We start from the raw sequence: 26,420 nt of genomic DNA, 5'->3' as shown, positions 1-26,420 counted from the left end.
ATCTATACAATTCAATCAAATTTACACAAGTTAGTGCTTCAAAGTGTTCTCGCAGCCCCAAAGGGACGAGGGGTATAACACTCCACACGAGGCAGTATCGTTACCTCCTATTATCAAGCATTTATTTTACCCATCTTGATAAATTTATCGCAGCATTTACATCCCTATCGTGATAGCTATTGCATGAAGCACAACGCCACTCACGAATCTTTAAACTCCACTGTCCTTCTGGTTGAACTGAATGGTCGTATTTAACTCCACAACATGAACAAATCTTGCTTGAGGCGAACCATTTATCAGCTTTTACATACGCAATGCCATACTTCTCGCACTTATATGATAAACATTGAAAGAAGAAGTGTAATTTTTGAAATAAAAATGCTTTCGATAGTTTTTTGTTTTTTAACAGGTTTGAGATAGATAAGTCTTCCACAACAATTCTCATTGGTTTGGTTTTCACCAATTTAGCTGTTGCTTGATGGATATGGTTATTTCGGATATTCGTAATTTTTCTAGATAACCGCAGGTGCTCAGCTTTCGCTTTTTCATATTCAGCAGATTGAATTTTCACACCTTTTTTAAATCTCCTAGACATATCTCTTTGTGCTGACTTTTTCCTTTTCAAAAGTTTTTTAACCTTGGCATCTTTGTTTATATTTCGTTCTTTCATACCATTAGAAGCTACAAAAAGCTCTTTTAAACCAACATCCACACCAATCGACTCATTCGTTAGTTCTTGTAATTCAAAGTCTTCTTGGAACCCTACACTAATCCACCAGTGACGACCATCAAAGGTAACTCTTGGATTGGATGGTTTTTTATTTCTTGGTAGTTGTTGGCTTGTTTTCACTTCTCCAATAGACTGAATGTGAACTACTTTCTTTCCTATAATCAGTCTTTCATAATTAGCATAAAATCCTTGGATTACATCTTTTTTGGATTTATAAGAAGTGTGAGAACCATTTTTGTACTTTTTGAACGAATTTTTTCTCGCCGCATCAAAATCTCTTGAAGCCTGTTTGGGAACTTGTGCATTAATGTCTTTTAACCACTCATATTTCTTTCGCTTCTTGATCTTTGTAAATCGTTTCTGTAAAGCTAACTGTGAAACAGATTTTCCAAATAGCTTATAATATCTATCACTTATTCTTTTACAATAGTTATAAGCAAATCTTGCAGCACCAGCATGGTTTCTAAGCACTTTTTCTTGTTCAGGCGTTGGAATTAGTCTGACTTTCTTCGCCAATATCATCAGAATGTAACTCCTTTAATGAAAGATTTGTTCTTCTGAATCGTAGCGTGTTCCACCAGCATTCTCCTGAGACCACTCGGATGCAAACCTGTTAATTCTGATACTTGACTAACTCGTGAAAATTTCATTATTATTCTCACCTCATCGAACCAAACATAGCACGTACGTTCGATAAAATCAATGAAGTTTGATAGATTCAATAAAATTTATCTTGTTCAACTAAGGGCGCAATTCCTTAGCCAGTTCTCTTATGAACTTCTCATGTTTTCACATGAGCGCAGACTATATGTTTATCTACTTAGAGATAGAGGATTTTTCCACCACCATAGGCTTGTGATGTACTCTCGTCAGTTATACGAGATAGTCGTTGAACGTTCATCTTATCACTTTTGACTTAGATGATTCGAGGCGGAAGACCCATTGTTCTAGTGTTTAGGATTTAACCTTGCACAATCTGATTGATTTTTTCTGCTTTCGCGACATTCACGCTCACTATTTCTAGCCACGTTGTAGTTCAATCAGCTTTAGGGATTGCCCGCAGTTAACCCTCACTACTAGCCAATCACTTGACTAGCAGGGCTTACTGATATATTTAATTAACTTTCGTTATAATTGGTTAAATAAATCGTAACAGTTAGTTACCCTTTCGTTTTCTCAGCGGACTGTACAACATCAACTGCCGCTTTCACATCCGCTAATCCATACGTAGAATGTACTTTCATAAAACGTAATTGCTTATTTTCTACTAAGTGAATTAAATGACGAAACGTCTCTTGCCATTTATATGGTGACACTTCTTTATTCCAATGTCGTAAATGAAATATGTTCGCGTGCACTTTTGCTTTCGTGACAATCTCTGCCCAGTTAACTTGTACACCTGATAGAAGACCGATCGTTAAAAAGTGCCCGTTTGGACGTACTGAGAAAGCTAATTCATTTCCATCCGGTCCCCCGATAGAATCAATTGCAGCATCCGCGCCGAGCCCGTTCGTTAATTCCATAACGGTTTCATAAAGCGGGGTAGTGGAAGTATCGATTACATATGCAGCACCTAGGCGCAGTAACTCCTCTGTATGCTTATTATTTCTTGTCACGGCAATGAGTCGGAAGTTTAAAATTTGTGATAACTGCGCAAAAAGATGACCAATTGCGGATCCACAAGCATTCACTAATAAAACATCATTACGTTGTAAGTTTAGCGTTTCTGTACATGTAACCCACGCCGTAAGAGGATTAATATACATTTGTGCCGCTGTGAAATCATCGATGGAATCAGGAATAGGAACTACAAAGTCAGCTGATGTTTTCACATATTCTTGCCAAGTACCTTCCCCGCGTAACGGTAACACACGTTTACCGATAAGCTCTCTAGAAACAAAAGCTCCTACATCTTCTACAATACCAACACCTTCATAACCAGGTATGTTAGGTAAAGGGATTCTATGTGCGTATGCTCCAGTGATGGGAATTAAGTCAGATGGATTAATAGGTCTAACTAGCATACGAACGAAAACTTCATTATCTTTCAGTGGTTCTATATTTTTATATTCAACTTGTAATACGTCTTTTGGATTGCCAAACTTATGAAATTGAATGCATGTTCCGTCCAACATAAATGTTCCCCCTTAGTTTGATTGGGTTTATTATAGCATTTTTGGTTTGGGCGATTATTTTGTTAGTGATAAATAGTTTTTTTAATTTACGTATTTATCTGAATTTTATAAAATGTTTATAGAACTATAAAATGGGGGGATTTCTTCATGTGTACTAGTTTGACGTTACAAACAAAAAATTTCCAACATCTTTTTGGGAGAACAATGGATTTCACATTAGATATGAATCAAGAAGTAATAATCATTCCTCGGCGTTATCAGTGGAACAATATAACTGGTGAAACGATCCGAGCGAAAAAGGCTGTTGTCGGAATGGGAATTAATTTTGGAGGAAGGGTCATGATGGCGGACGGAGTAAATGAAACTGGTATGACATGTGCGACTCTCTATTTCCCAGGATTTGCTACTTATAGTAATCATATAGATAGCAATAAAACGAATGTAGCGCCATTTGATTTTGTGACTTGGAGCCTCACGCAGTTCAATTCTGTTGAAGAATTAAGAAAATATATTGATAACATTGCCTTTATAGATGTGCCATTACCAGTTTTAGGAATTACGCCACCGCTACATTGGATTTTAGCAGATAAATCGGGAGCGTGTATTGTACTTGAGCCGACAGTTGATGGAATAAAAGTGTATGACAATCCAATAGGAGTAATGACTAATAGTCCCGAGTTTAATTGGCATTTACAAAATTTAAGACAATATATTGGACTTAAATCGCAGCCATTTGCGCCAACTGAGTGGGGAGATGTACCATTAAGTGCTTTTGGCCAAGGTTCAGGAACGATGGGACTTCCTGGAGATTTCACCCCGCCATCAAGATTTGTACGGGCAGCATATGGCAAACAAAACATTCAAAGTATAGAGAACGAAGAAGAGGGGATATCGGCTATTTTTCATATCTTATCAAATTGTGAGGTTCCTAAGGGGGCAGTAATAACAGAAGACGGTATATTAGATAATACGATCTATACAAGTGCAATGTGTATGGAGTCTGGAACATATTATTACCATACTTACGATTGTAGACAAATTATAGCCATTCATTTATTCAATGAAGATTTAGATACAGCTGAGATTAAAACGTATCCGTTCCAGCGGAAGCAAAAAATCTTTTATGAAAACTGATAAAAACACCTCCATTGAATTTGCATACTTAGTATGCGAATTCGGGAGGTGTTTTTCTATTAAGCCGAAGCTTTCTTCATTCTCTCAAGTAAACTAGATAACACATGCGTACGATACGATTCTAGTTTTTTACCTTCATAAGTACGGATACCTAATTTTTTAAGTTCTTTTACATACCAACCTTTGCTTCCGAAATACATGTGATCGCTCCCCTTCAACTTTGTTTTTATTTGTTCTGATTGCATATGGAGGTACAGGTAATATAATGAAGGAAATGAATTTCGCGCGAAAATGGTTAACTTTGTTGCAAAAGACATATATACTAAAGATAGTATACAACGAGGTGGACAAGACGTGATTATAGAGAAGCACGAAATTCAAATTGACCAAATTACTAGCGGTAAAGTGAATATCTTTACTTTCTATAGAAATAGAAAGCAAATTGATGATCATTTTTTACGATTGCAAGAACCATCGCTTACAGCAAACTACTTCTTCCATTTTCATTTTGATGCAGAGAGCTTGCATCTACTGCAGGAAGAGTTTCCAGGCGTATATCCGTACGACGGTAGTGAAACGATTCACGACTGGACGGAAAAGATGAAAGCTGAATTGCAACATCAGATCCAAACAGGTAAATGGAATAAACGCGTACGTATTGGTAATCGCATTCTAGATGTGGTGTTTACGTGGTGTGACGAAGATATAGTAGAGTGAAAAAGAAGCGGATGACGCTTCTTTTTTTAGCGCTGGAATAAAACGAGCTTACCTGCAGAAGATGTACAACGATGTGTTTTTTCATGCAATCCCTTTTCTTGTAAAATAGATTCACCTTTTGCTTTTGCTTCTTTTTCAGTTGCCGCCTCGAATGATTCGTCTAATGCTTTTGAACCATCTTTTTCAAAGACTGTTAGAACGTATACTCCCATGAAAATTCCCTCCAATAATTAAAATCAGAATCTTATAATTATTTTGACATAAAACGCTACAATATGCAAAGAAATATATGACATTGCGTGGTAAAATAGAATGAAACTTTAATCATCGAGAATATTTTCATTCTCGATGATTATTAGTTTTCAGCGATGTTAATTTTAATAAAATGAAACTTTTGAAAGATAGAAAGGATCGTTATTTGTGAAACAAGTAAAGTTTATACATGCGGCTGATTTGCATTTGGATAGTCCGTTTAAAGGAATGGAGATGAATGTTGCGCAGTCTGTTTGGGAGAGAATGAAGCAAAGTACGTTTGAATCATTTGAGCGTATTGTTGATAAAGCGATTCAAGAGCGCGTTGATTTCGTATTACTAGCTGGGGATTTGTATGATGCGGAGACGAGAAGTTTGAGGGCGCAAGTGTTTGTGCGTGAGCAAATGAAGAGACTTTCGCAGTACGATATCCCTGTTTTTATTATTCACGGTAACCATGATCATTTAGGAGGAAGCTGGGCAGCGATTGAGTTTCCGGAAAATGTTCATGTGTTTACGGAGCCTTACGTAGAAGAGAAATCATTTTATAAAAATGGTGAGCTATTAGCTTCTATTTATGGGTTTAGTTATTTGCAGCAAGCGGTAACGGATAATATGACAGCGCAGTATATGAAAATGGGTGATGCGCCTTTTCATATTGGAATGCTTCACGGAAGTGTGGAAGGAGATGCAGAGCATAATCGCTATGCACCGTTTCAAATTCGTGAATTGAAAGAAAAACAGTTTGATTATTGGGCTCTTGGCCATATACATAAACGTGAAATTTTATCAGAAGAGCCATACATTATTTATCCAGGAAACATACAAGGTCGTCATCGTAAGGAAGCAGGCGAGAAGGGTGCGTACCTTATTGAACTTACGAAACAAGGAACGCAGTGTTCATTTTTCCATACGGCAGATGTTGTATGGGATGAGATCGAGGTTTGTATTGATGGACTTGAAACTGTTGATGAACTTATGACGAGCATGTCAACTGCGATGAATGATTACCGAAGAGAAGAGGAAGGGACGCTTTTAACTGTCGTATTCACAGGGCAGGGCCCACTTTCTCCTTATTTGCGTGACGAAAAGCGTGTGGAAGAGATTTTTCATATTTTAGCATCTGGCGAAGAGCGAAAAGATTTCGTATATGCAATGAAGTGGAAAAATGAGACGGTTTCTTTTGCGGAAATCGAACGTTTGAAAGCGGAAAATCATTTCGTCGGTAGTGTGCTAAAGGAGCTAGAAGCTTTCACAAATATGGACGGCGTGTTGCGCACCATTTGGACATCTCCTGTAGCGCGTAATAGTATTGAATCTTTTACAGAAGACGAGAAGAAAGAGATTCAAAAGGAAGCAGAAAATATTATTTTAGAACAATTATTCCAGCAAGAGAGGGATAAAAAATGAGAATTGAAAAACTCCATATTTATGGATACGGAAAATTAGAAAATGTGGAAATGGATCTTTCCTTGCTGACGGTACTATACGGTGAAAACGAAGCGGGGAAATCGACAATTCGCTCGTTTATGAAAAGTATTTTGTTCGGTTTTCCGACGAGAGGACAGCGCCGTTATGAGCCGAAAGAAGGCGGGAAGTATGGCGGTGCGCTGACTGTGCAAACAGAGCAGTACGGCCGTTTGAAAATTGAACGATTGCCAAAGACGGCAGCTGGCGAGGTGACCGTTTATTTTGAAGACGGGAAAACGGGCGGCGAGGAAATTTTAAACGATATATTAAGCGGGATGAATGAAAGTTTATTTGAATCGGTCTTTTCATTTGATATGCATGGTCTTCAAAATATTCATCAGCTCGGCGAAGCGGATATTGGCAATTATTTATTTTCGGCAAGTGCAGTCGGAAGCGACGCGCTATTACAGTTAGATAAAAAGCTAGAAAAAGAAATGGATCAACGCTTTAAACCGAGTGGGCGTAAACCGGAAATTAACGTGTCACTGCAAGAGATGAAGAAGCTTGAAGAGAAGATGAAAGAGTGGCAAGGGAAAATTGGCACGTATGAAAAACAAGTCGAGCAATTAAAAGAAAGTGAAGAGAAACTTGCTTCTGTTCGCGGAGAGAAAGAGAGTGCAGAAAAGCGAAAGCAAGATTATGAAATATTAGCAGCGCTAGAGCCACTCGTTATTGAAAAACGTGCGCATGAGAAAGTGTTAGAAAATGAGAGCGGGCAGTTTCCTGTAAACGGAATGGCGCGCTATGAAGCGATTAAGGCGAAGATGGAGCCGCTTCAGTTACAAGTTGATTCGCTCCACAAAAAAATAGAGACAGTGCAATCGGAAATTGTCTCGATTCAAATAGATGAAGAGTTTTTACGAAAAGAAAGTTATGTAGAAGAACTTCGTATGCAGCATTTATCTTACGAAAATGCACGCCAAGAAATGCGTGATATGACAGGAAGTATTGCGAATATAAAAGAAGAAATTGCAGAACTAGAACAACAAATTGGTGCTACTTTTGAAAAGGAAGCGGTTCTTGCGTTTGACATGAGTTTGGCAACGAAAGAATTAATTACGCAAACCGTGCAAAAGGCACGTGAATTAGAAACGCAAAAAGCACAGCTTGATGATCGTTTTAAAGTAGCGCAAGAGCAATTAGAAGAACAAGAAGAAAATATAAGACAGATTCAGAAACAAATGTTAGTTGATGAAGAGCGAAATACGTTAGTTGAGAAAGAGAAATCGTTCCAAGACGCGGCGTTTATCGGTATGGATGCAGAGAGAATGAAGCGCAAGTATGAGGAAAAAGCAGGAGCGGCTATGCAAAAGAAAAAGCAGTGGCAAAGAATTTGTCTTCTGTTACTTCTTATTAACACGCTTGTTTTATTCACGAGTTTATTTATTGATAACCGCCCGCTCTTATTTATTAGTGTTATTGTTTTTGTAGGGATTGTCCTTGCTCTTGTTTTATATAAAGATCCATCAAGCGGATTACAAGAAGAGCTTCTTACTCTTCGGCAAAGTGCTGGCGGGAGACAAAGTGAAGAAGCGCTGTCTGTGCGCTATCAGTTAGAAAAGGATGAAGAAATTCGTAAGCTATTTGAGCGTGAGTCTTATAAATTGCAGCAAATGGAGCGAGCTTATGATAAAGTCGTTTCATCGTATGAGGAATGGGAGAGAGAAACGTTCCAGGCGGGAGAACAAGTAGATGCATATAAAACGCGCTATATGTTCCCAGAATTTTATACGTATGCGCACATATTGCCGGCGTTTGAGCGTATGGAAAAAATGCAGCAATTATATCGTGAATTAGAGAAGCAAGGCACACGAAAATCTTCATTATATGAAATGATTTCGCAATTTGAACATAAACTAGAAACTGTTATCGGTAGTGCGGAGTATAGTAAGTTGTATGAGGCGCAAAGGCTTATGCAAAATGAGAAAGAGAAGAGACAAACTTGTAAGCAGCTGAAAGAGAAACTGGCGGAATGGCAAGAAGAATATGAGTTTATGAAAGAACAATTAAAGCAATTGCTAGTAGAACGAGACAGTTTATGGCATATTGCAGATGCTACAGATGAAGAGATGTTTTTAGAAGCAGGTAAACTAGCGGGAAAACGTGAAGATGCTGAGAAACAAGTAGTGCGTTTATTACCGCAAATTGATCTGTTAGAACAGCGTTTAAAGAGTTTATCATTAGCTGAACATTACGAAGCTGACGGTTATGAAGAGAAATTAAAGAGAGAAATTACAGTCGTGCAAAACTGTCTGGCGCAAGAGAAAGAACTGACAGAGCGCATTGCGAAACATCGTATGGAAATTGTGAATTTAGAAGAAGGTAGTACGTACGGCGATTTAATGCATGAATGTGAAATGAAAAAAGCGCAATTGCGTGAACAAGTGAAGAAATGGGCTGCTTATGCGGCCGCAAAAACGGTGTTAACGAAAACGAAGCAATATTATCATGAAGTGCATCTGCCTCGTATTTTACAAAAATCAGAAGAGTATTTCGTCTATTTAACGGGCGGACGCTATAGTAAAATCTTTTCACCGTCAGAGGCGGAGCCGTTCATTGTTGAACGTAACGACGGTATACGTTTTTACAGTCATGAACTAAGCCAAGCGACAGCGGAGCAGTTATATTTAGCGCTGAGATTTGCACTTGCGAAAACATTTGAACATGATTACCCATTTATTATTGATGATAGTTTCGTGCACTTTGATGCGGTAAGGACGGATCGAACGATTGAACTAATAAAGGAAATCGCAAAAGATAGACAAGTCATCTTCTTTACATGTCATGCGCATTTACTCGCGTATTTTACAGAAAAACAGATTGTAAAATTAACACATAAGCGTAAAGAAAATGAGTTGTGATATGCTATACTAAAAGTAACTGATTTGGTGGAGGAATTCGAATGAAAAAGAAAATTGCAGAATATGAAGTTGGTGAACAAGTCGATGTTTTCTTGTTAATTAAAACAGCGACAAAAGGTCTAGCAAGTAATGGAAAGCCATTTTTAACAGTAATCTTACAAGATCCAAGTGGAGATATTGAAGCGAAGCTATGGGACGTATCACCAGAAGTTGAGAAACAATATGTAGCAGAAACAATCGTTAAAGTAGCTGGTGATATTTTAAATTACAAAGGCCGTATTCAATTACGTGTGAAACAAATCCGTGTTGCGAATGAAAATGAAGTAACAGACATCTCGGATTTCGTTGAAAAAGCACCAGTGAAAAAAGAAGATATGGTTGAGAAAATTACACAATACATATTTGAAATGAGAAATCCGAACATTCAACGTCTAACAAGACATTTGTTAAATAAGCATCAAAACGAATTTTTAGAATATCCAGCAGCGACAAAGAACCATCACGAGTTCGTATCTGGACTAGCTTATCACGTCGTATCGATGCTAGATTTAGCGAAAGCTATTTCAAATCTATACCCATCATTAGATAAAGACTTACTATATGCAGGCGTTATTTTACATGACCTTGGTAAAGTAATTGAACTATCTGGCCCAATTTCTACAACGTATACGTTAGAAGGAAACTTACTAGGCCACATTTCTATCATGGTGAACGAAATCGGTAAAGCAGCAGACGAATTGCAAATCGATGCAGAAGAAGTATTAATTCTTCAACACATCGTCCTTTCTCACCATGGAAAAGCAGAATGGGGTAGCCCAAAACCACCATTAGTAAAAGAAGCAGAAATTCTGCATTATATCGATAACTTAGATGCAAAAATGAACATGATGGACCGCGCATTAGGACGCACAAAACCAGGCGAATACACAGAGCGTGTCTTCGCACTTGATAATCGTTCGTTCTATAAACCGACGTTCCATAATTAAAAGTGTGAATAAAGTGGCCTCATTAAGTTTTAAAAGCTTAGTGAGGCTGTTTTCTTTATTAAAAATTAAATGAAATAGTTAAGAAGTACGCATGGGGTTAACGAAGAACGATTAAAACATATCCCACCACTAGAATGGGAGCATATCAACTTTAATATGGCAGATACTTAGAATCGCTTCAGCCTGTATAACAGGCCTAAAAATAAGAGTTGAAACTTGTTTAGCATCTATTTTTGTTAAAAGGTGGGAGAATTGTGCTATGATGTGGGCAAATATAAAACTATCTAAAGGAGGGATTTACATGCCGCATATTGTGTTTCGTGGAATTACTACTGAACAATTAAAACACATAAGCAAGCCATTAGTAGAAGAGCTCGCAGAGATTTGTGAGTGTGGTACGGATAATTTTACGTTGGAACTACCAAGTTCTACGTTTGTATTCAATGGAGAAGAAATAGAAGCGTTTCCTCTTATTGAAGTGAAATGGTTCGAGCGTGGACAGGAAATTCGTGATCGATTTGCCAAGGCCATTACTACATATGTAATGGATTTTGGACTTCCAGAAGTAGAGGTCGTATTTACGGTTTTCACAGAATCAGCGTATTATATTAACGGGAAGCATTGTGCAAGTTAGAGCTATTATAAATGTTTTTGTAACATTTATCCCGCATTAACGGGCAGTAAGACCCCGACCTCAAAATTCAGCGGAAGCAAAGAAGTTAGGTGGGGGAGCAACTGTCCGTAAAAGCCCGATTGGTGTGGGCTAATAATCAGTGGGGGATGAACAAAACCCCCACTGATTAAAGTTTCACTTTATAAGGGATAGAACCACATCGCTATCAAGCTAACTAGACAAAATACCCTCTAAAAAGAGCAAGGCGTTATTCTTTCTGAGAAATCATAGGAAAGGATAACGCCTTTATATCAATTTTAATATAATCGATTCACTTCTTTATAAAAAGTTTGGTTATTTTATTGAAGCTTATTCCACAAACACACCCGTTTGTTCACTTTTTTACTGTTTGAAAGCCATACTTTTTATATTGATTCATTTATTGGAAAAACCGAAAGTTTTAAACTCTCTCTATTACATATTTATTTTTGGAAAAATAGCCTAACTCCAAATACTAATAATACTGTGCCAGTAATACCCTCTATTGTACGGTTCACCTTTTCTTTTCTTAAAAAAGTTCTTAATTGACGTATTAGAGAGATATAAAGTAAATACCATATTGCTGTCAAAGTCGTAAATGTGAATCCCAACAAAAGAAATTGGAAGAAATGACTTTGATTACTCACAATAAATTGGGGTAGAAAACTAAGGAAAAATACAGCCGTTTTTGGGTTTAAGATTGCCGTGGTAAATCCTTGTCTAAAACTTTTAACCGTTCCAATATCCTTAGAGTTTATTTCCACTGAACCTGACATATCTTCTTTTTTAGAAAAGGCACTTTTAATTGACTTTACAGCTAAATAAATTAAATAAAATGCCCCAGCATATTTTATTAATGTAAATAGCATAGCAAATTTCATTAAGATAGCAGAGAGTCCTAGTGTAGCCATTATTGTATGAATCATCATTCCAGATACCGTTCCTAAGACGGTCTTTATACCACCATTTCTACCATGAGAGATAGTGTTTTTTGTAACTAAAGCAAAACCGGGACCAGGCATCATTATAATAAGGAGTGCTGTAAGGATAAATAGCATATAATTTTCCATGTTATGGTATTTCCTTTCTGATTTTTAGTTTCGCTTATAGTATAGCTTTTTTCCTTAAAACATTAAATATAAAAAGTGTGATCAGGATAGTATCATAAACTTTCAAGGAGTTGTAATTGAATTATAGAGGGCTTCACTTGAATAATGTTCTTCTGTAAATGAGCGTTTTTTAATTACTTTTTCTCGGAACACTCTTAATTTTCTTTCGTTTATCGAGGGTATTAGTATCAACTTGACCAAACATTATCCCAAAACTACATTTAACATTTACGAAAGCATATTCGAATAATCATTCATTAAATTTCTTATCAATCAACAAAAATTAATTATCATAAGGAAGAGGTACGTGAACTTCTATTTAAGAAATTACTTATTCTTGAAAAAAATGAATTAACTCCCCATAAATAATTGTAAAGATATAAAATTCTATAATTCCCTCGGAACAAAAAAAGTTGTCTTTTATAGCAACGAAGTTCATTTTTATCGTTTTTGGGTAGTGTATTCTTGTTAGCTTGATAGTGATGTGACGCTATCCAGAAATTAATGATTTTACACCCTAAATGTTATTTAACAAAAAAATCTTGAATTCGAGATTTTTCACTTGCTTTTCAATCACTTGAGGTGTAAAGTGATAGTAACGAAAGCGATTGAGTCATATGAAAAACATACACTCAGTTGTTTTCGATTAAAAAACAAAGTAACTTATACAGTAAAAACTAAGATGAATTTACAAAAACATAATTAAGAATAAATTGAAAAGCTAAAAACCATATTAGTTGTGGGAAATGTTATTTTTTTAGTTATCACTTGACTAGTAAAACGAAACGGAGGAATAACCAATGTATAAAATTAAAGGGCATCATCACATTTCAATGGTTACGAAAAATGCAAATGAAAATAATCACTTTTATAAAAACGTGCTTGGCTTGCGTCGTGTGAAAATGACAGTAAACCAAGATGATCCGTCAATGTACCACTTATTTTATGGAGATAAAACAGGAAGTCCAGGTACGGAATTATCATTTTTTGAAATTCCATTAGTAGGAAGAACATATCGCGGTACGAATGCGATTACTCGAATTGGATTACTTGTTCCTTCAGAGGATAGCTTGCATTACTGGAAAGAACGCTTTGAAAAATTTGATGTGAAACATAGTGAAATGACAACATATGCAAATCGTCCTGCTTTGCAATTTGAGGATGCTGAAGGTCTTCGCTTAGTACTACTCGTTTCAAACGGGGAAAAAGTAGAGCACTGGGAAACTTGGGAGAAATCAGAAGTTCCTGCAGCGCATCAAATTCAAGGAATGGGTTCTGTGGAAATGACCGTTCGTAGACTTGATAAAATGGCGAGTACACTTACAGAAATGTTTGGTTATACAGAGGTTAGCCGTAGCGAAGAGGAAGCAATTTTTCAATCCATTAAAGGAGAGGCTTTTGGAGAAATCGTTGTGAAATATTTAGATGGACCTACTGAAAAGCCGGGCCGAGGGAGTATTCACCATTTAGCAATTCGTGTGAAAAACGATGCAGAGCTTGCCTATTGGGAAGAACAAGTGAAACAAAGAGGCTTCCATTCTTCAGGAATCATTGACCGTTTCTACTTTAAAAGCTTATATTTCCGTGAATCAAACGGAATCCTTTTTGAAATTGCGACAGATGGACCAGGATTTACAGTTGATGGAGATGTGGAACATTTAGGAGAAAAACTTGATTTACCACCGTTCTTAGAAGATCAGCGTGCAGAGATTGAAGCGAATTTAGCACCTATTGAAGAGAAGTAATAGGAGAGAAAATATAAATTAAAAAACATTGGAGGAATATACTAATGAACCAATTAAAAGGAATTCACCACGTTACAGCGATTACAAGTAGTGCAGAAAAGAACTATGAGTTTTTCACTCACGTTTTAGGAATGCGTTTAGTTAAGAAAACAGTAAACCAAGATGATATTCAAACGTATCATTTATTCTTTGCAGATGATAAAGGTAGTGCAGGAACAGATATGACATTCTTTGATTTCCCAGGTGTTCCGAAAGGAGTACACGGTACAAATGAAATTTCAAAAACTTCATTCCGTGTTCCGACTGATGCAGCATTAGAGTATTGGGTGAAACGCTTTGACCGTCTTGAAGTAGAACATACAGGAATTAAAGAGCAATTTGGTAAGAAAACTCTTTCTTTCGTTGACTTTGATGACCAACACTATCAATTAATCTCAGATGAACTTGATAAAGGAATCGAATCAGGTACACCATGGCAAAACGGGCCAGTACCATTAGAATACGCAATTACTGGTTTAGGACCTGTATTTATCCGTATTGCAAACTTTAGCTTCTTCAAAGAAGTGTTAGAAAAAGTTCTATTATTTAAAGAGGTTGCGCAAGAAGGGGAATTCTATTTATTTGAAGTGAACAAAGGCGGAAACGGTGCATCTGTTATTGTAGAACATAATACAGTTCTTCCTGAAGCACAACAAGGTTTTGGTACAGTGCACCATGCGGCATTCCGCGTAGAAGATCGCGCTGTATTAGAAGAATGGATTGAGAGAATCAGTAGCGTAGGACTTCCTTCATCTGGATATGTAAACCGTCACTTCTTCGAATCATTATACGCAAGAGTTGCACCACAAATTTTATTTGAATTTGCAACAGATGGCCCAGGGTTTATGGGAGATGAGCCATACGAAACACTTGGCGAAAAATTATCTTTACCTCCATTCCTAGAGCCAAAACGTGAAGAAATTGAAAAATTAGTTCGTCCAATTGATACAGTGAGAAGTACGAAGGAATTTATTAAAGAGTAAAAATAGAGATAATAAGTAGGAGAGCAAGTAGTTTTAGCGGAGTGCTGGAACTGCTTGCTTTTTATTTGTCCTGTTAAATTTTCTGACAATTGTTTCTCAAGTTATTAAAAAGGAAAAGTTTGGTATAATCAATTAAAATATTTAATTTTCTGATAATTATTTTTCAATACATAGAAAAGGAGTGGTAATATACAATTTTGATAATTGTATAAAAATCCTAATTTTGTAATTTTGGAGAAAAGGGGATGCGAGTGTATGGGAGCAGATGTAGTAACGCGGGAGCAAATGAAACATTCTTTAGATGATTGGTATCGTGTAATGTTGCAGCAAAATATAGAGAAAGCTACGGAAATGAAAGAGGAGATTGAAAGTAAGATTAGTGGTTTGGACGTGGATCAGGATGTATTGCTTTATCATGCGTTGTTGAATTTTAGATATGATGCATTAGTTGATTGGATTGGGGTTAGAGAAGATAGTTTTGATAAAGTGGAATCTTTCGAAATTCCAACAGAGGGCTTTTTAGCTTATTATTATCACTTTTTTAAAGGGTTTCATTGCACATTAATTTCAAATTATAACGAAGCGAAAGAACAGTATGAGCAAGCTGAGAAGTTATTGAAATATATTGCAGATCCGATAGAACATGCGGAGTTTAATTATCGGATGGGGAATTTCTATTATCAAAAATATGACCAAGTTCATGCAATAGATTACTTGAATAGGGCAAAAACAGCATTTTTACAATATCCAGGCTATGAAATAAAAGTAGGATTATGTGAAAATGCTTTTGGACTATGTTGTGTAGACATAGATCACTATGAATTAGCGGAAGAGAACTTTAATTCTGCTATGGAAGTATTGCAAAAAGCAGATCAAAAAAAATATATGCTAATGGTTCGGCATAATTTAGCTTGGCTTTATGCTAGTCAAAATCTTTCAGAATTAGCGATTCGTCATATATCTGAGGTGACCAAAAATTACCCAGAACACTTTAAAGCCTTGTTTGTAGAAGCACATGAACATTACAAATTAGGACAATATAACTTAGCGAACCCAATTGTTGAAAAAGGTTTAAATATTTGTGTTGATTTAGGGGAAAAAGAATTTCAACATCGGTTTAAAATTTTGAAAGAACTCAATGGAAAATCTTCAGTATCAATTATTGAAGATGTAATTTTAGAAGGAATTTCTTATTTTGAGAGAGAAAGATTATGGGATTGTATTCAAGAATACACTGAAATTTTAGCACTGAAATTTTATGAATTTGATGATCATGTTAAGGCAAGTAAATATTTTTATATGAATAATAAGGCTCAAAAAAATATATTGGAAAAGGGAGCGTTAAAATAATGAAGAAATTTCGTTTGGCTATTGTTGGGACTGCATTAGTAGGGGTATTATCAATTGGGTTCAATAGTTCTTTTACAAATCAAGCTGTAAATATTGGTGACACAGGAGGGGCACCAGCAAGACCAGACTACGTTAATATTGGTGACACAGGAGGAGCACCAGCAAGACCAGACTACGTTAATATTGGTGACACAGGAGGAGCACCAGCAAGACCAGACTACATTAACATTGGCGACACAGGCGGAGCACCAGCAGATAATAGAGGCGACGGCGGAGTAAGCCAACTATAATAACAAAGAAAGGGACTTCAACATGAAGTCCCTTTTTCTATTTTCAGGCCATGCAGAGAAAAGAATTGACTTACTTTAAATGTGTAACTATAATAGTTACATAATAACCATTAGTAATAGAAATGAGTTATATTTTTTTAGTATAATTGTAACTGTCTCGGTTACAATTAAAAAGAGAACATAAAACAACCAAAAAATGTAAAAACTTTAAATAGAAACAAGAGAAAGGAGACGGGAACTTTGAAACGGTTTAAGTTTTATATGATTAGCGGTATTGTGCTCGTTTTGTTAATTGTTTGTAACTTCGTTGAGAAGCCGATTGCGAAGGTTGGAGAAGTGAAAGATACTGTTATGATGAAGCTGAATACGAAAGAGAGTATGGCGCAAATTGATGGGCAAACGATTTATTTTAAACAAATTGGTGAGGGGAAACCTCCGTTACTTATGTTTCACGGGTTTGGTGGTTCTTCTGATGGGTTTAGTGATATTTATCCAGAACTAGCGCGAGACCATACGATTATTGCGGTTGATATTTTAGGGTTTGGGCGTTCTTCTAAGCCAGTTGATTTTCAGTATTCGTTTCCTGTGCAAGTGAATTTATATTATAAGTTAATGAAGAAGCTCGGATACGATCAGTTTGCGGTGCTTGGCCATTCGATGGGCGGAGAGATGTCCCTCAATTTAGCGTATTTATATCCGGATGCAGTAACGCATCTCATCTTGGCGGATGCTACAGGGATAGAGTCTTTCCAGCAAAAAGAAAGTTATGAAGTACCACCGCTATCGACGGACTTACAAACTGTAACCGAGATTACGAAGTATAATAAAAATGAAGTGAAAAATAGTCGTGATGATAAAGAGCATTATGATCAGCTTACGAAAATGAGAGAGCGCCGCATCGCGATGGAAGCCGATAAGATTAAGGTGCCGACTTTAATTATATGGGGACGACACGATAAGAGCGTTTCTTGGAAAAATGGTGAACTGTATCATGGGCTATTTGCAAATAGTACGTTTCATATTATTGAAAAAGGATACCACGCACCGTTTCGTCAGGAACCAATTGAGTTTATGGAATATGTACAAGCATTTTTCGCGAAGCATCCACAATAAAATTTTAGGTATAAATCCACTTCTTTCCTCATAGAGTGAAACTAATAAGGCTTGTCTAAGGAAAGGAATGAAGTGATTTGGAAACTTTACCATGGTGGGTGTATCTTGTAATTGTCGGGATTGTACTAAGTGGCTACATGGTTTTATATACTTCGAAAAAAGAGCAAGATATGGATAATGAGTTTATTGAAAAAGAAGGCGAAGTATATATGAAGCGTTTAGAAGAAGAGCGTGAGAAACGTAATCAGGAAAGTGATAAAGATTCGGTATTGCTTTAATAGAAATTTTGAAAGGTTACCACCTAGTAGGATTTTACATCTCGGTGGTAGCTTTTTTTCTTCTGCGGGAGCAGTATATGTTCATCAAGCTAAGGTTATATTAGTTTAATTTTACATGTATAAGAGAGTCATCATAAACTTTTATTGATGGTATTTATATATTTTTTTACTCATAAGAATGGAACTAGTGGGGATTTTACTGGGGGGGATTAACAATGCATAGGGATGAAACTTCATTACATCCGGATACAGGTGTTACATCTGTAATGTTTGTTGAGCGTTCATTAAATGAAATTCGTTTTTGGTCTAGAATCATGAAGGAGCATTCTTTTTTTCTTCGTTTAGGATTTAGGTGCGAGGATACTCAACTAATCGAAGAGGCGAATCAATTTTATCGATTGTTTGAACATATTGAACAAATAGCGCATTCCTATACAAATGAAACAGATCCTGAGCAAATAAAAAGATTTAATGCAGAAGTACAACAAGCCGCAACTAATATTTGGGGATTTAAAAGAAAAATTTTAGGATTAATTCTCACATGTAAATTGCCAGGACAAAATAACTTTCCACTTTTAGTTGACCATACAAGTAGGGAAGCTGATTATTTTAGAAAACGTTTAATACAATTAAATGAAGGTAAATTAGATGCGCTTCCTGATGCTATTATTAAAGAAAATGTTTTCTTTTTACGGATTATGGCAGACCATGCTAAATTTATTGGCCATCTTCTTGATCCATCGGAAAGAAAGCTTGTAGATACAGCGCGGAATTTTAGCAATGATTTTGATGAATTGATGTATCAAGCAATTGACTTAGAATCTATGAAACCACAATCCCAAACAGCCCCTCTTTTAGATCAATTTTTAGATCAAAATCGTGTGTCGGTTGCATCTCTTCGGGATTTTAAGAAAACAGCACGTGATTTAATTGAGCAATGTAAAATAAAGAGTATCATTCATCCCTTATTAGCAGACCATGTTTTCCGTGAAGCTGATAGATTTCTTGAAATCATTGATATGTTTGATGTTCATCTTACAAATATTCAATCACAACCTAGATATTAGAAGATAAGGAAAGATAGTATTTTACTTTCGGTTGAGAAGTTAACAATTTATTGTTAGCTTCTTTTCATTGTTGTTAAAATTTTCTTTTCGTTTAGTAAATTTCCTTTTAAAGACTACATAAATCCCTTTGATCGAATATGTGATTATTTGTAAAACAGTACATGTGGAAATATTATAAATATGTAAGAAGTATACGGATGTTAGATTTTAATAAATTATTCGAGGGAAATTTACTAATTAAGTATATTAACTTGTTTGCACTAAATTTTACAGGTTTTTTTAATAGTTTTAATTTAATTTCTTCATTATCTTTCCAGGCGCTGTTCATACTATTATAAGCTGAGAAATGAACAAAACGATAATGATAGGCAGATGATGTAAAAGTAACCATTCAAAGCCCAATTCATACACTATGATGGAGGCTTTTTACTTCATAACCGGATGAAAAAGGAGTGTAATCATGAAGAAACGTACTGTTAATGAAGCGGGAGGGAATGTGCCACAACCAATCCGCAGCGACGGAGCAGGTGCGATTGATTCTGGACCTCGTAATGTTATGCGGGATATTCAAAATCCGAATATGCTTGTTCCGCCTATAACGGATGCAGGGTTAGTTCCTAACTTGAAGTTTTCATTCTCGGACACTTCTATGATTTTGAAACAAGGCGGGTGGTCTCGGGAGATTACTGCTCGGGAACTACCGGTTTCGACGACGATTGCGGGAGTAAATATGAGTTTAACGGCCGGTGGAGTACGAGAACTACATTGGCATAAAGAGGCAGAATGGGCGTATATGCTTTTAGGACGGGCGCGCATAACGGCTGTTGATCAAAATGGACGGAATTTTATTGCTGATGTTGGACCAGGTGATCTTTGGTATTTTCCGCCTGGTATTCCGCATTCCATTCAAGGATTGGAACATTGTGAATTTCTACTCGTTTTCGATGATGGGCATTTTTCTGATTTATCTACTTTAGCTATTTCCGATTGGTTTGCGCATACGCCAAAAGAAGTGTTGTCGGCTAATTTCGGAGTGCCTGAGAGTGCTTTTCGTTCTATCCCTTCAGATCAAGTTTATATTTATCAAGGAGAGGTGCCAGGTTCGCTTGAAAGTCAGGAAATTCAATCGCCGAAAGGAGAAGTTCCTTTAACATTTAAACATGAATTGTTAAAACAAAAGCCGATTAAGACACCTGGTGGTAGCGTTCGAATTGTAGATTCTACAAATTTCCCTATTTCCAAAACAATCGCAGCAGCGCTCGTTGAGGTTGAGCCTGGTGGAATGAGAGAACTTCATTGGCACCCGAATAATGATGAATGGCAATATTATTTGACAGGGGAAGCGAGAATGACTGTGTTTCTTGGAAATGGTACCGCTCGTACATTTGATTATAGAGCTGGCGATGTCGGATATGTACCGTTTGCGACGGGGCATTATATTCAAAATACAGGTACCGAAACATTATGGTTTTTAGAGATGTTCAGAAGTAATCGTTTTGAAGATGTATCGTTAAATCAATGGATGGCACTGACTCCTAAAGAAATAGTGGAGAGTAATATACATGTTGGCCCGCAAGTAATGGATTCCCTGCGTAAGGAGAAGAGGCCTGTTGTGAAATATCCGGGGTTTTCATATAGTCCGAAAAATGATGAGTAAAAATGAAAATTTGCGTTATTCTTTCTGGAGACTGATAAGAAGGGATGGCGTATTTTTTATGCCTAATCTAGTCTTTATTAGTATCCGTTCTTTGTATTATTGTTCGGGAAATTATTATTGGAGCATAGTATAGGGGAGATACATATAAAAGAGCGCCATTATAAGCTGTAACGCATAAGTTGCGCAGGAAATGCAACGATAACTAGCTTTACTCTTCATCATTTATTTGAACATAATGGGTATAGAGAGGTGATAAACACAGTATGATTTTTAGTGAGCGTTTAAAAGAAGAAAGGGAAAAAAGAAATTGGTCGCAAAATGATTTGGCTGAAAAAATTCATGTAAGTAGGCAATCTGTTTCGAAATGGGAGACGGGAAAGAACTATCCGAGCATTGAAATTATTATTCATTTAAGCGATCTGTTCGGTATTACAATTGATGAACTGCTAAGGAGTGATGAAGAATTGACGCAGAAAATAATTAAAGATAGTAAGCAATTGGCGTATCCAAAATGGAAGGTGTTTTTTGATAGTCTATTTATGATAGGAGTATTTTTGTTTATTGCAAAAATCGTTGTATGGATGCTAAATAAGTTTGCTGGAGCAAGTATTACAATTGTAGCAGATGCGCCATATGTAATGAATCTTTTGCCCCTTGTATTCATGATTATAGGTGGTATAGGTTCCGATAAGTTGAAGAAAATATATAAATAGAGGAAAGATTTGAAAGAAATCCCCAACACTGGCTGTTCTTTTCACTTAAATTGTGTACTATAAAGGATAGGATGACATAAAGAAGGGGACATTTAGAATGGAATTTCATGAACAGAAAATTTTGCCGGCAGTGAGGCAAATTAAAGATTTGGAAAAGCTATTACATAGTTCGTATGAATATATCGTTATTTTAGATATTCATGTCGGCCAATTGAAGAGTGTTATATCACTTGCGAAGCAATATTGTAAAAAGGTGTTTTTACATGTGGATTTAATTCATGGCTTGCAGAGTGATGGGCATGCGACGGAATATTTATGTCAGGAGTTTAGACCGTACGGGTTACTTTCGACAAAGGCGAGCGTTATTATGAAGGCGAAGCAAAAAGGTGTTGTGGCAATACAACGCATCTTTTTAATCGATTCGAGTGCGATGGAGAAGAGCTGCAATCTTTTAGATAAGACAAAACCGGATTATATTGAGGTGCTTCCAGGAGCAATGACGGATATTATCGCTGAAGTGAAAGAGCGTACTGGTGTACCGATTTTAGCAGGTGGTTTTATTCGTACTGTAGAAGATGTGGAAAGAGCTTTAAACGCTGGTGCGACAGCGATTACGACGTCAAAACGCGAACTATGGAAACATTACCAAAAAAAGTGACGAAAATGTGAAAAAATTCTGTTGACACCGCTTTCATAAGAGGTTAACATTATAGACAAGTTAATAAACGTGACGGAGAAAAGAAGAGATCCACATTTCATTGTTTCTATATAAATTTATATAGAAGCGTGCAAAGCTGTGGGTCTTTTTCTTTTGACAAAAACGAATGGCCATTCATTTTACCTCTATCACATTTGGAAGCGTTTAAATTGATTGTGGAGGGATACTATGTCAGCATTTTTAGGAGAGTTAATAGGGACTGCGTTGTTAATCGTACTTGGTGGCGGCGTTTGTGCTGGTGTAAGTTTAAAGAAATCGTTTGCGAAAGATTCAGGTTGGATTGTTATTACAATGGGCTGGGGCTTAGCAGTAGCGGTTGCAGCGTATGCGGTTGGATCAATTAGTGGGGCACATTTGAATCCAGCTTTAACGATAGGACTAGCATTTAAGGGAGCGTTCCCATGGAGTGACGTACCAGGTTATATCGTAGCACAAATGATTGGGGCAATTATCGGGGCAGTTATCGTATATTTACATTACTTACCACACTGGAAAGAAACAGAAGATCCAGGAACAAAGTTAGGTGTATTTGCAACAGGTCCAGCAATTCCGAACACATTTGCAAACCTTTTAAGTGAAATGATTGGAACATTCGTTTTAGTATTTGGTATATTAGCAATTGGTGCAAATAAATTTGCAGATGGATTAAATCCATTTATCGTAGGTTTCTTAATTGTAAGTATTGGTTTATCATTAGGTGGGACAACAGGATACGCAATTAACCCAGCACGTGATTTAGGTCCGCGTATCGCACACTTCTTCCTTCCGATTGCAGGAAAAGGCGGTTCAAACTGGAAGTATGCATGGATTCCAGTAGTAGGTCCAATTTTAGGTGGATCACTTGCAGGTTTATTCCATCAAGTTGTATTTGAAGGAAAACAAAATTCAGCACTTATTTATGTGATTATCGCAACTGTGATTGTACTAGCAATCTCTTATATGACAAGTAAAAAAAGCGGAAGCAATACAAATAGTAGAAAAGTAGCATAAGGGGGAAACCGATATGAAAAAATATATTCTTTCATTAGACCAAGGAACAACAAGCTCACGTGCAATTTTATTCAATAAAAAAGGTGAAATTGTTCATTCAGCTCAAAAAGAGTTTACACAACATTTTCCAAAGCCAGGCTGGGTAGAGCATAATGCGCAAGAAATTTGGGGATCTATTTTAGCAGTTATCGCAACTTGCTTAAGCGAAGCAGATGTAAAACCAGAACAAATCGCTGGTATCGGTATTACGAACCAACGTGAAACAACGGTTGTATGGGATAAAACAACTAGTAAACCAATTTACAACGCAATCGTATGGCAATCTCGCCAAACAGCTGAAATTTGTGATGAGTTAAAAGAAAAAGGTTATAGCGAAATGGTTCGCGAAAAAACAGGTCTTTTAATTGATGCATACTTCTCTGGAACGAAAGTAAAGTGGATTTTAGATAACGTTGAAGGTGCAAGAGAGAAAGCAGAAAACGGGGATCTATTATTCGGAACAATTGATTCATGGCTTGTATGGAAACTATCTGGTGGTAAAGCACACGTAACAGATTACTCAAACGCATCACGTACGTTAATGTTTAACATTCACGACTTACAGTGGGATGATGAGCTTCTAGACATGTTAACAGTACCAAAGAGTATGCTTCCAGAAGTACGTCCATCATCTGAAATATATGGAGAAACAATTGATTACCACTTCTTCGGTCAAAATGTACCGATTGCAGGTGTAGCTGGTGACCAACAAGCAGCTTTATTTGGACAAGCTTGTTTCGGTGAAGGTATGGCGAAGAACACTTACGGAACTGGTTGCTTTATGTTAATGAACACAGGTGAAAAAGCAGTAGCTTCTGAGCACGGTCTATTAACAACAATTGCATGGGGAATAGATGGTAAAGTGAACTACGCATTAGAAGGAAGTATTTTCGTAGCAGGTTCTGCGATTCAGTGGTTACGTGACGGAATGCGCATGTTTAAAGATGCAAGTGAGAGTGAAGTATATGCCTCTCGCGTTGAATCAACTGACGGTGTATACGTTGTACCAGCATTCGTTGGACTAGGAACACCTTATTGGGATAGTGAAGTACGCGGCGCTATGTTTGGTGTAACACGCGGTACGACGAAAGAGCATTTCATTCGTGCAACGCTAGAATCTTTAGCTTACCAAACGAAAGATGTATTATGCGCAATGGAAGCAGATTCAGGTATTGAACTGAAAACATTACGCGTTGATGGCGGAGCGGTTAAAAATAACTTCTTAATGAAGTTCCAAAGTGATATTTTAGATGTTCCTGTAGAGCGTCCAGTGATCAACGAAACGACAGCTTTAGGTGCAGCATACTTAGCTGGTCTTGCGGTTGGATATTGGAAAAACCAAGATGAAATTAAATCACAGTGGCATATGGACAAACGCTTTGAACCAACGATGGAAGCGGAAACAAGCGAAGAGCTATATGCTGGATGGAAAAAAGCAATTGAAGCAACAAAAGCTTTCAAATAATCATAAACAGTGTTATAATGGTGACAAGTTAATAATTCGGTAGGAGATTTGGAGAGACCACAACGCGCTATAGAGGCGAAATCTATAGCGGAGTTTGTGGTCTCTTTTTTCGTTATCAAAGGGAGGAATTACCATGAAATTTTCAAGTAAACAACGTAAAGACGTATTAAACGGAGTAAATAAACAAGAGTTAGATGTGATCGTAATTGGTGGAGGTATTACTGGTTCTGGTATTGCATTAGATGGAGCAACACGCGGGTTATCAACAATTGTGTTTGAAATGCAGGACTTTGCAGCAGGTACATCAAGTCGTTCAACGAAGCTTGTACACGGTGGTCTACGTTATTTAAAACAACTTGAAGTGAAAATGGTAGCAGAGGTGGGTAAAGAGCGTGCGATCGTATATGAGAACGGTCCCCATGTAACAACACCAGAGTGGATGTTACTTCCGTTCCATACAGGCGGTACGTTCGGATCATTTAGTACATCAATTGGTCTTCGTGTATACGACTTCTTAGCAGGTGTAAAGCGAAGCGAGCGCAGAAAAATGTTTAACCGTGAAGAAACATTAAACAAAGAGCCTCTTGTGAAAAAAGAAGGATTAAAAGGCGGCGGTTACTACGTAGAATATCGTACAGACGATGCGCGTCTTACAATTGAAGTAATGAAAGAAGCAATTGAGCATGGCGCGAAAGCTGTTAACTACGCAAAAGTAGACAGTTTCTTATATAAAGATGGAAAAGTATGCGGTGTACGTGTAATCGATTTACTAGACGGTGAAGTATATGAAGTTTACGGTAAGAAAATTGTAAACGCAGCTGGTCCTTGGGTAGATACACTTCGTGAAAAAGATAACTCGAAAAAAGGAAAAGTACTTCAGTTATCAAAAGGTGTTCACTTAGTAATTGATCAAAAACGTTTCCCACTCGGGCAAGCGATTTACTTCGATACACCAGATAAACGTATGGTGTTCGCGATTCCTCGCGGAGGAAAAACATACGTAGGTACAACAGATACGTTCTATGATAAAGACGCAGCTGTACCACAAATGACAACAGAAGATCGCACATACATCATTAATGCGATTAACTACATGTTCCCAAGCGTGAAAATTACAGAGAAAGACATTGAATCAAGCTGGGCTGGTGTTCGTCCGTTAATTTATGAAGAAGGTAAGAGTGCATCTGAGATTTCTCGTAAAGATGAAATTTGGACTTCTGAATCTGGTTTAATTACAATCGCAGGTGGTAAATTAACTGGATACCGTAAAATGGCTGAAATGGTAGTAGACTACGTAACGAATCTATTACAAAAAGAAGGTCATAGTGCATATCCGAAGAGCGACACGAAACATATGCCAATCTCTGGTGGACATGTAAGTGGTTCACACGGATTCCCAGCATTCGTTGCGAAAAAAGCAGGCGAAGGTACGAAATACGGTTTAACGACAGCACAAGCAGAAGAATTCGCGAAATTCTATGGATCTAACGTTGACGTACTATTCGACTTAGCGAAAAAACATAAAGACGAAGCGAAAGAATACAACATGCCGCTAGACGTTCTAATCCCGCTTGTATACGCAATGGATTACGAAATGACAGCAAAACCGGTTGACTTCTTCGTACGCCGCAGAGGCGCTGTATTCTTCAACATCCACTGGGTATATGAGTGGAAAGAAGCAGTAATCAACTACATGGCTGCGAAACTAGGCTGGAGCAAAGAAGAACAAATGAAATATACAGCAGAACTAGAAAAAGCACTAACAGACGCTGTTATTCCTGTAGATCAACAAGAACAGGCAGCTGCGTTAGCGTAAAAAGAGAAACACCTGAAGGAGAGCCCTTTAGGTGTTTTTTCTCTTGACTAAAAATAATTAGAATGTGTTACAATGATGATAGAGTATATAATATGAATTTTGCATAAAATA

The 26,420-nt window shown here is 37.0% G+C and carries 24 protein-coding genes; 19 read left to right on the top strand and 5 right to left on the bottom strand.

Annotation, left to right across the window (positions count from 1 at the left end):
* Positions 1-121 precede the first annotated feature (121 nt).
* Together AC1Q51_RS13815 and AC1Q51_RS13810 are read right to left on the bottom strand one after the other, a co-directional pair.
* Positions 122-1,252, bottom strand: a complete 1,131-nt coding sequence (locus tag AC1Q51_RS13815) for an RNA-guided endonuclease InsQ/TnpB family protein (protein ID WP_098508247.1) — start codon at positions 1,250-1,252, stop codon at positions 122-124.
* A gap of 638 nt (positions 1,253-1,890) precedes the next feature.
* Entirely contained in the window at positions 1,891-2,865 is a 975-nt protein-coding gene (locus AC1Q51_RS13810; protein ID WP_090975716.1) for a zinc-dependent alcohol dehydrogenase family protein, read from the bottom strand.
* Between the two features lie 147 nt (positions 2,866-3,012).
* On the opposite strand from AC1Q51_RS13810, the gene bsh reads away from it, so the two are divergent.
* Entirely contained in the window at positions 3,013-3,999 is a 987-nt protein-coding gene (bsh, locus tag AC1Q51_RS13805) for a choloylglycine hydrolase (protein ID WP_097822156.1), read from the top strand.
* Between the two features lie 59 nt (positions 4,000-4,058).
* Here bsh and AC1Q51_RS13800 read toward each other — a convergent pair whose 3' ends face one another.
* Positions 4,059-4,199 (bottom strand): YflJ family protein, encoded by a 141-nt coding sequence (locus AC1Q51_RS13800; protein WP_000273536.1) that lies wholly within the window; start codon positions 4,197-4,199, stop codon positions 4,059-4,061.
* A gap of 154 nt (positions 4,200-4,353) precedes the next feature.
* On the opposite strand from AC1Q51_RS13800, the gene AC1Q51_RS13795 reads away from it, so the two are divergent.
* The gene (locus AC1Q51_RS13795) at positions 4,354-4,716 is read left to right on the top strand and encodes a hypothetical protein (RefSeq protein ID WP_000582776.1); all 363 of its coding nucleotides are present in this window, start codon (positions 4,354-4,356) and stop codon (positions 4,714-4,716) included.
* A gap of 26 nt (positions 4,717-4,742) precedes the next feature.
* Here the strand turns inward: AC1Q51_RS13795 and AC1Q51_RS13790 are convergent, their stop codons facing one another.
* The gene (locus AC1Q51_RS13790) at positions 4,743-4,928 is read right to left on the bottom strand and encodes a YhzD family protein (protein WP_000539550.1); all 186 of its coding nucleotides are present in this window, start codon (positions 4,926-4,928) and stop codon (positions 4,743-4,745) included.
* Between the two features lie 208 nt (positions 4,929-5,136).
* Between AC1Q51_RS13790 and AC1Q51_RS13785 the strand changes: the two genes are divergently transcribed.
* The 4 genes from AC1Q51_RS13785 to AC1Q51_RS13770 all read left to right on the top strand — a co-directional run bounded on the left by AC1Q51_RS13785 (position 5,137) and on the right by AC1Q51_RS13770 (position 10,919).
* Positions 5,137-6,378 carry a metallophosphoesterase family protein gene (locus AC1Q51_RS13785; protein WP_090975720.1) on the top strand — a complete coding sequence of 414 codons (1,242 nt, stop codon included), beginning with the start codon at positions 5,137-5,139 and terminating at the stop codon, positions 6,376-6,378.
* The gene (locus AC1Q51_RS13780) at positions 6,375-9,299 is read left to right on the top strand and encodes an ATP-binding protein (RefSeq protein WP_090975723.1); all 2,925 of its coding nucleotides are present in this window, start codon (positions 6,375-6,377) and stop codon (positions 9,297-9,299) included. Before AC1Q51_RS13785 ends, AC1Q51_RS13780 begins: the two co-directional genes overlap by 4 nt.
* A gap of 41 nt (positions 9,300-9,340) precedes the next feature.
* Positions 9,341-10,285, top strand: coding sequence for a 3'-5' exoribonuclease YhaM (gene yhaM, locus AC1Q51_RS13775; RefSeq protein ID WP_000726652.1), 945 nt, complete (start codon positions 9,341-9,343; stop codon positions 10,283-10,285).
* 301 nt (positions 10,286-10,586) lie between these two features.
* Complete coding sequence (locus AC1Q51_RS13770) at positions 10,587-10,919, top strand: DUF1904 family protein (protein WP_029442057.1); 333 nt, start codon at positions 10,587-10,589, stop codon at positions 10,917-10,919.
* A gap of 461 nt (positions 10,920-11,380) precedes the next feature.
* Here the strand turns inward: AC1Q51_RS13770 and AC1Q51_RS13765 are convergent, their stop codons facing one another.
* On the bottom strand, positions 11,381-12,007 hold the full coding sequence (locus AC1Q51_RS13765) for a LysE family translocator (protein WP_000433006.1): 627 nt from the start codon (positions 12,005-12,007) through the stop codon (positions 11,381-11,383).
* Between the two features lie 839 nt (positions 12,008-12,846).
* On the opposite strand from AC1Q51_RS13765, the gene AC1Q51_RS13760 reads away from it, so the two are divergent.
* The 13 genes from AC1Q51_RS13760 to glpD all read left to right on the top strand — a co-directional run bounded on the left by AC1Q51_RS13760 (position 12,847) and on the right by glpD (position 26,309).
* Positions 12,847-13,791 carry a ring-cleaving dioxygenase gene (locus tag AC1Q51_RS13760; RefSeq protein ID WP_090975725.1) on the top strand — a complete coding sequence of 315 codons (945 nt, stop codon included), beginning with the start codon at positions 12,847-12,849 and terminating at the stop codon, positions 13,789-13,791.
* Between the two features lie 44 nt (positions 13,792-13,835).
* On the top strand, positions 13,836-14,813 hold the full coding sequence (locus AC1Q51_RS13755; protein ID WP_001072577.1) for a ring-cleaving dioxygenase: 978 nt from the start codon (positions 13,836-13,838) through the stop codon (positions 14,811-14,813).
* A gap of 255 nt (positions 14,814-15,068) precedes the next feature.
* A complete protein-coding gene (locus AC1Q51_RS13750) occupies positions 15,069-16,163 on the top strand; it encodes a response regulator aspartate phosphatase (RefSeq protein WP_090975727.1) in 1,095 nt (364 codons plus the stop codon).
* Positions 16,163-16,453, top strand: a complete 291-nt coding sequence (locus AC1Q51_RS13745) for a Phr family secreted Rap phosphatase inhibitor (RefSeq protein ID WP_090975729.1) — start codon at positions 16,163-16,165, stop codon at positions 16,451-16,453. Before AC1Q51_RS13750 ends, AC1Q51_RS13745 begins: the two co-directional genes overlap by 1 nt.
* Before the next feature lie 240 nt (positions 16,454-16,693).
* Positions 16,694-17,566 carry an alpha/beta fold hydrolase gene (locus AC1Q51_RS13740; RefSeq protein ID WP_139213190.1) on the top strand — a complete coding sequence of 291 codons (873 nt, stop codon included), beginning with the start codon at positions 16,694-16,696 and terminating at the stop codon, positions 17,564-17,566.
* Positions 17,567-17,643: 77 nt separating this feature from the next.
* Complete coding sequence (locus AC1Q51_RS13735; protein WP_000449225.1) at positions 17,644-17,844, top strand: sporulation YhaL family protein; 201 nt, start codon at positions 17,644-17,646, stop codon at positions 17,842-17,844.
* Positions 17,845-18,059: 215 nt separating this feature from the next.
* Complete coding sequence (locus tag AC1Q51_RS13730; protein WP_000554478.1) at positions 18,060-18,911, top strand: DUF2935 domain-containing protein; 852 nt, start codon at positions 18,060-18,062, stop codon at positions 18,909-18,911.
* Between the two features lie 460 nt (positions 18,912-19,371).
* Positions 19,372-20,568, top strand: a complete 1,197-nt coding sequence (locus AC1Q51_RS13725; protein WP_000747514.1) for an oxalate decarboxylase family bicupin — start codon at positions 19,372-19,374, stop codon at positions 20,566-20,568.
* 263 nt (positions 20,569-20,831) lie between these two features.
* Positions 20,832-21,281 (top strand): helix-turn-helix domain-containing protein, encoded by a 450-nt coding sequence (locus AC1Q51_RS13720; protein WP_069355155.1) that lies wholly within the window; start codon positions 20,832-20,834, stop codon positions 21,279-21,281.
* Positions 21,282-21,378: 97 nt separating this feature from the next.
* Positions 21,379-21,939, top strand: coding sequence for a glycerol uptake operon antiterminator GlpP (glpP, locus tag AC1Q51_RS13715; protein WP_000394286.1), 561 nt, complete (start codon positions 21,379-21,381; stop codon positions 21,937-21,939).
* A gap of 228 nt (positions 21,940-22,167) precedes the next feature.
* Positions 22,168-22,989: a glycerol uptake facilitator protein GlpF gene (gene glpF, locus AC1Q51_RS13710; RefSeq protein WP_001272200.1), complete on the top strand. Its 822-nt coding sequence runs from the start codon at positions 22,168-22,170 to the stop codon at positions 22,987-22,989.
* Positions 22,990-23,002: 13 nt separating this feature from the next.
* Positions 23,003-24,493: a glycerol kinase GlpK gene (glpK, locus tag AC1Q51_RS13705; RefSeq protein ID WP_000760007.1), complete on the top strand. Its 1,491-nt coding sequence runs from the start codon at positions 23,003-23,005 to the stop codon at positions 24,491-24,493.
* A gap of 133 nt (positions 24,494-24,626) precedes the next feature.
* The gene (glpD, locus tag AC1Q51_RS13700; protein ID WP_090975733.1) at positions 24,627-26,309 is read left to right on the top strand and encodes an aerobic glycerol-3-phosphate dehydrogenase; all 1,683 of its coding nucleotides are present in this window, start codon (positions 24,627-24,629) and stop codon (positions 26,307-26,309) included.
* The last annotated feature ends 111 nt before the right edge of the window (positions 26,310-26,420 follow it).

Source organism: Bacillus sp. MT94 (assembly GCF_058792475.1).
The sequence above is the reverse complement of the archived record's forward strand: the minus strand, read 5'-3'. Positions and strand labels throughout refer to the sequence as shown.

What these genes read in the sequence shown, in the direction of transcription:
- AC1Q51_RS13815 (WP_098508247.1), bottom strand. Translation starts at nt 1,252, where the DNA reads ATGATATTGGCGAAGAAAGTCAGACTAATTCCAACGCCTGAACAAGAA.
- AC1Q51_RS13810 (WP_090975716.1), bottom strand. Translation starts at nt 2,865, where the DNA reads ATGTTGGACGGAACATGCATTCAATTTCATAAGTTTGGCAATCCAAAA.
- bsh (WP_097822156.1), top strand. Translation starts at nt 3,013, where the DNA reads ATGTGTACTAGTTTGACGTTACAAACAAAAAATTTCCAACATCTTTTT.
- AC1Q51_RS13800 (WP_000273536.1), bottom strand. Translation starts at nt 4,199, where the DNA reads ATGTATTTCGGAAGCAAAGGTTGGTATGTAAAAGAACTTAAAAAATTA.
- AC1Q51_RS13790 (WP_000539550.1), bottom strand. Translation starts at nt 4,928, where the DNA reads ATGGGAGTATACGTTCTAACAGTCTTTGAAAAAGATGGTTCAAAAGCA.
- AC1Q51_RS13780 (WP_090975723.1), top strand. Translation starts at nt 6,375, where the DNA reads ATGAGAATTGAAAAACTCCATATTTATGGATACGGAAAATTAGAAAAT.
- yhaM (WP_000726652.1), top strand. Translation starts at nt 9,341, where the DNA reads ATGAAAAAGAAAATTGCAGAATATGAAGTTGGTGAACAAGTCGATGTT.
- AC1Q51_RS13770 (WP_029442057.1), top strand. Translation starts at nt 10,587, where the DNA reads ATGCCGCATATTGTGTTTCGTGGAATTACTACTGAACAATTAAAACAC.
- AC1Q51_RS13765 (WP_000433006.1), bottom strand. Translation starts at nt 12,007, where the DNA reads ATGGAAAATTATATGCTATTTATCCTTACAGCACTCCTTATTATAATG.
- AC1Q51_RS13760 (WP_090975725.1), top strand. Translation starts at nt 12,847, where the DNA reads ATGTATAAAATTAAAGGGCATCATCACATTTCAATGGTTACGAAAAAT.
- AC1Q51_RS13755 (WP_001072577.1), top strand. Translation starts at nt 13,836, where the DNA reads ATGAACCAATTAAAAGGAATTCACCACGTTACAGCGATTACAAGTAGT.
- AC1Q51_RS13750 (WP_090975727.1), top strand. Translation starts at nt 15,069, where the DNA reads ATGGGAGCAGATGTAGTAACGCGGGAGCAAATGAAACATTCTTTAGAT.
- AC1Q51_RS13745 (WP_090975729.1), top strand. Translation starts at nt 16,163, where the DNA reads ATGAAGAAATTTCGTTTGGCTATTGTTGGGACTGCATTAGTAGGGGTA.
- AC1Q51_RS13730 (WP_000554478.1), top strand. Translation starts at nt 18,060, where the DNA reads ATGCATAGGGATGAAACTTCATTACATCCGGATACAGGTGTTACATCT.
- AC1Q51_RS13725 (WP_000747514.1), top strand. Translation starts at nt 19,372, where the DNA reads ATGAAGAAACGTACTGTTAATGAAGCGGGAGGGAATGTGCCACAACCA.
- AC1Q51_RS13720 (WP_069355155.1), top strand. Translation starts at nt 20,832, where the DNA reads ATGATTTTTAGTGAGCGTTTAAAAGAAGAAAGGGAAAAAAGAAATTGG.
- glpP (WP_000394286.1), top strand. Translation starts at nt 21,379, where the DNA reads ATGGAATTTCATGAACAGAAAATTTTGCCGGCAGTGAGGCAAATTAAA.
- glpF (WP_001272200.1), top strand. Translation starts at nt 22,168, where the DNA reads ATGTCAGCATTTTTAGGAGAGTTAATAGGGACTGCGTTGTTAATCGTA.
- glpK (WP_000760007.1), top strand. Translation starts at nt 23,003, where the DNA reads ATGAAAAAATATATTCTTTCATTAGACCAAGGAACAACAAGCTCACGT.
- glpD (WP_090975733.1), top strand. Translation starts at nt 24,627, where the DNA reads ATGAAATTTTCAAGTAAACAACGTAAAGACGTATTAAACGGAGTAAAT.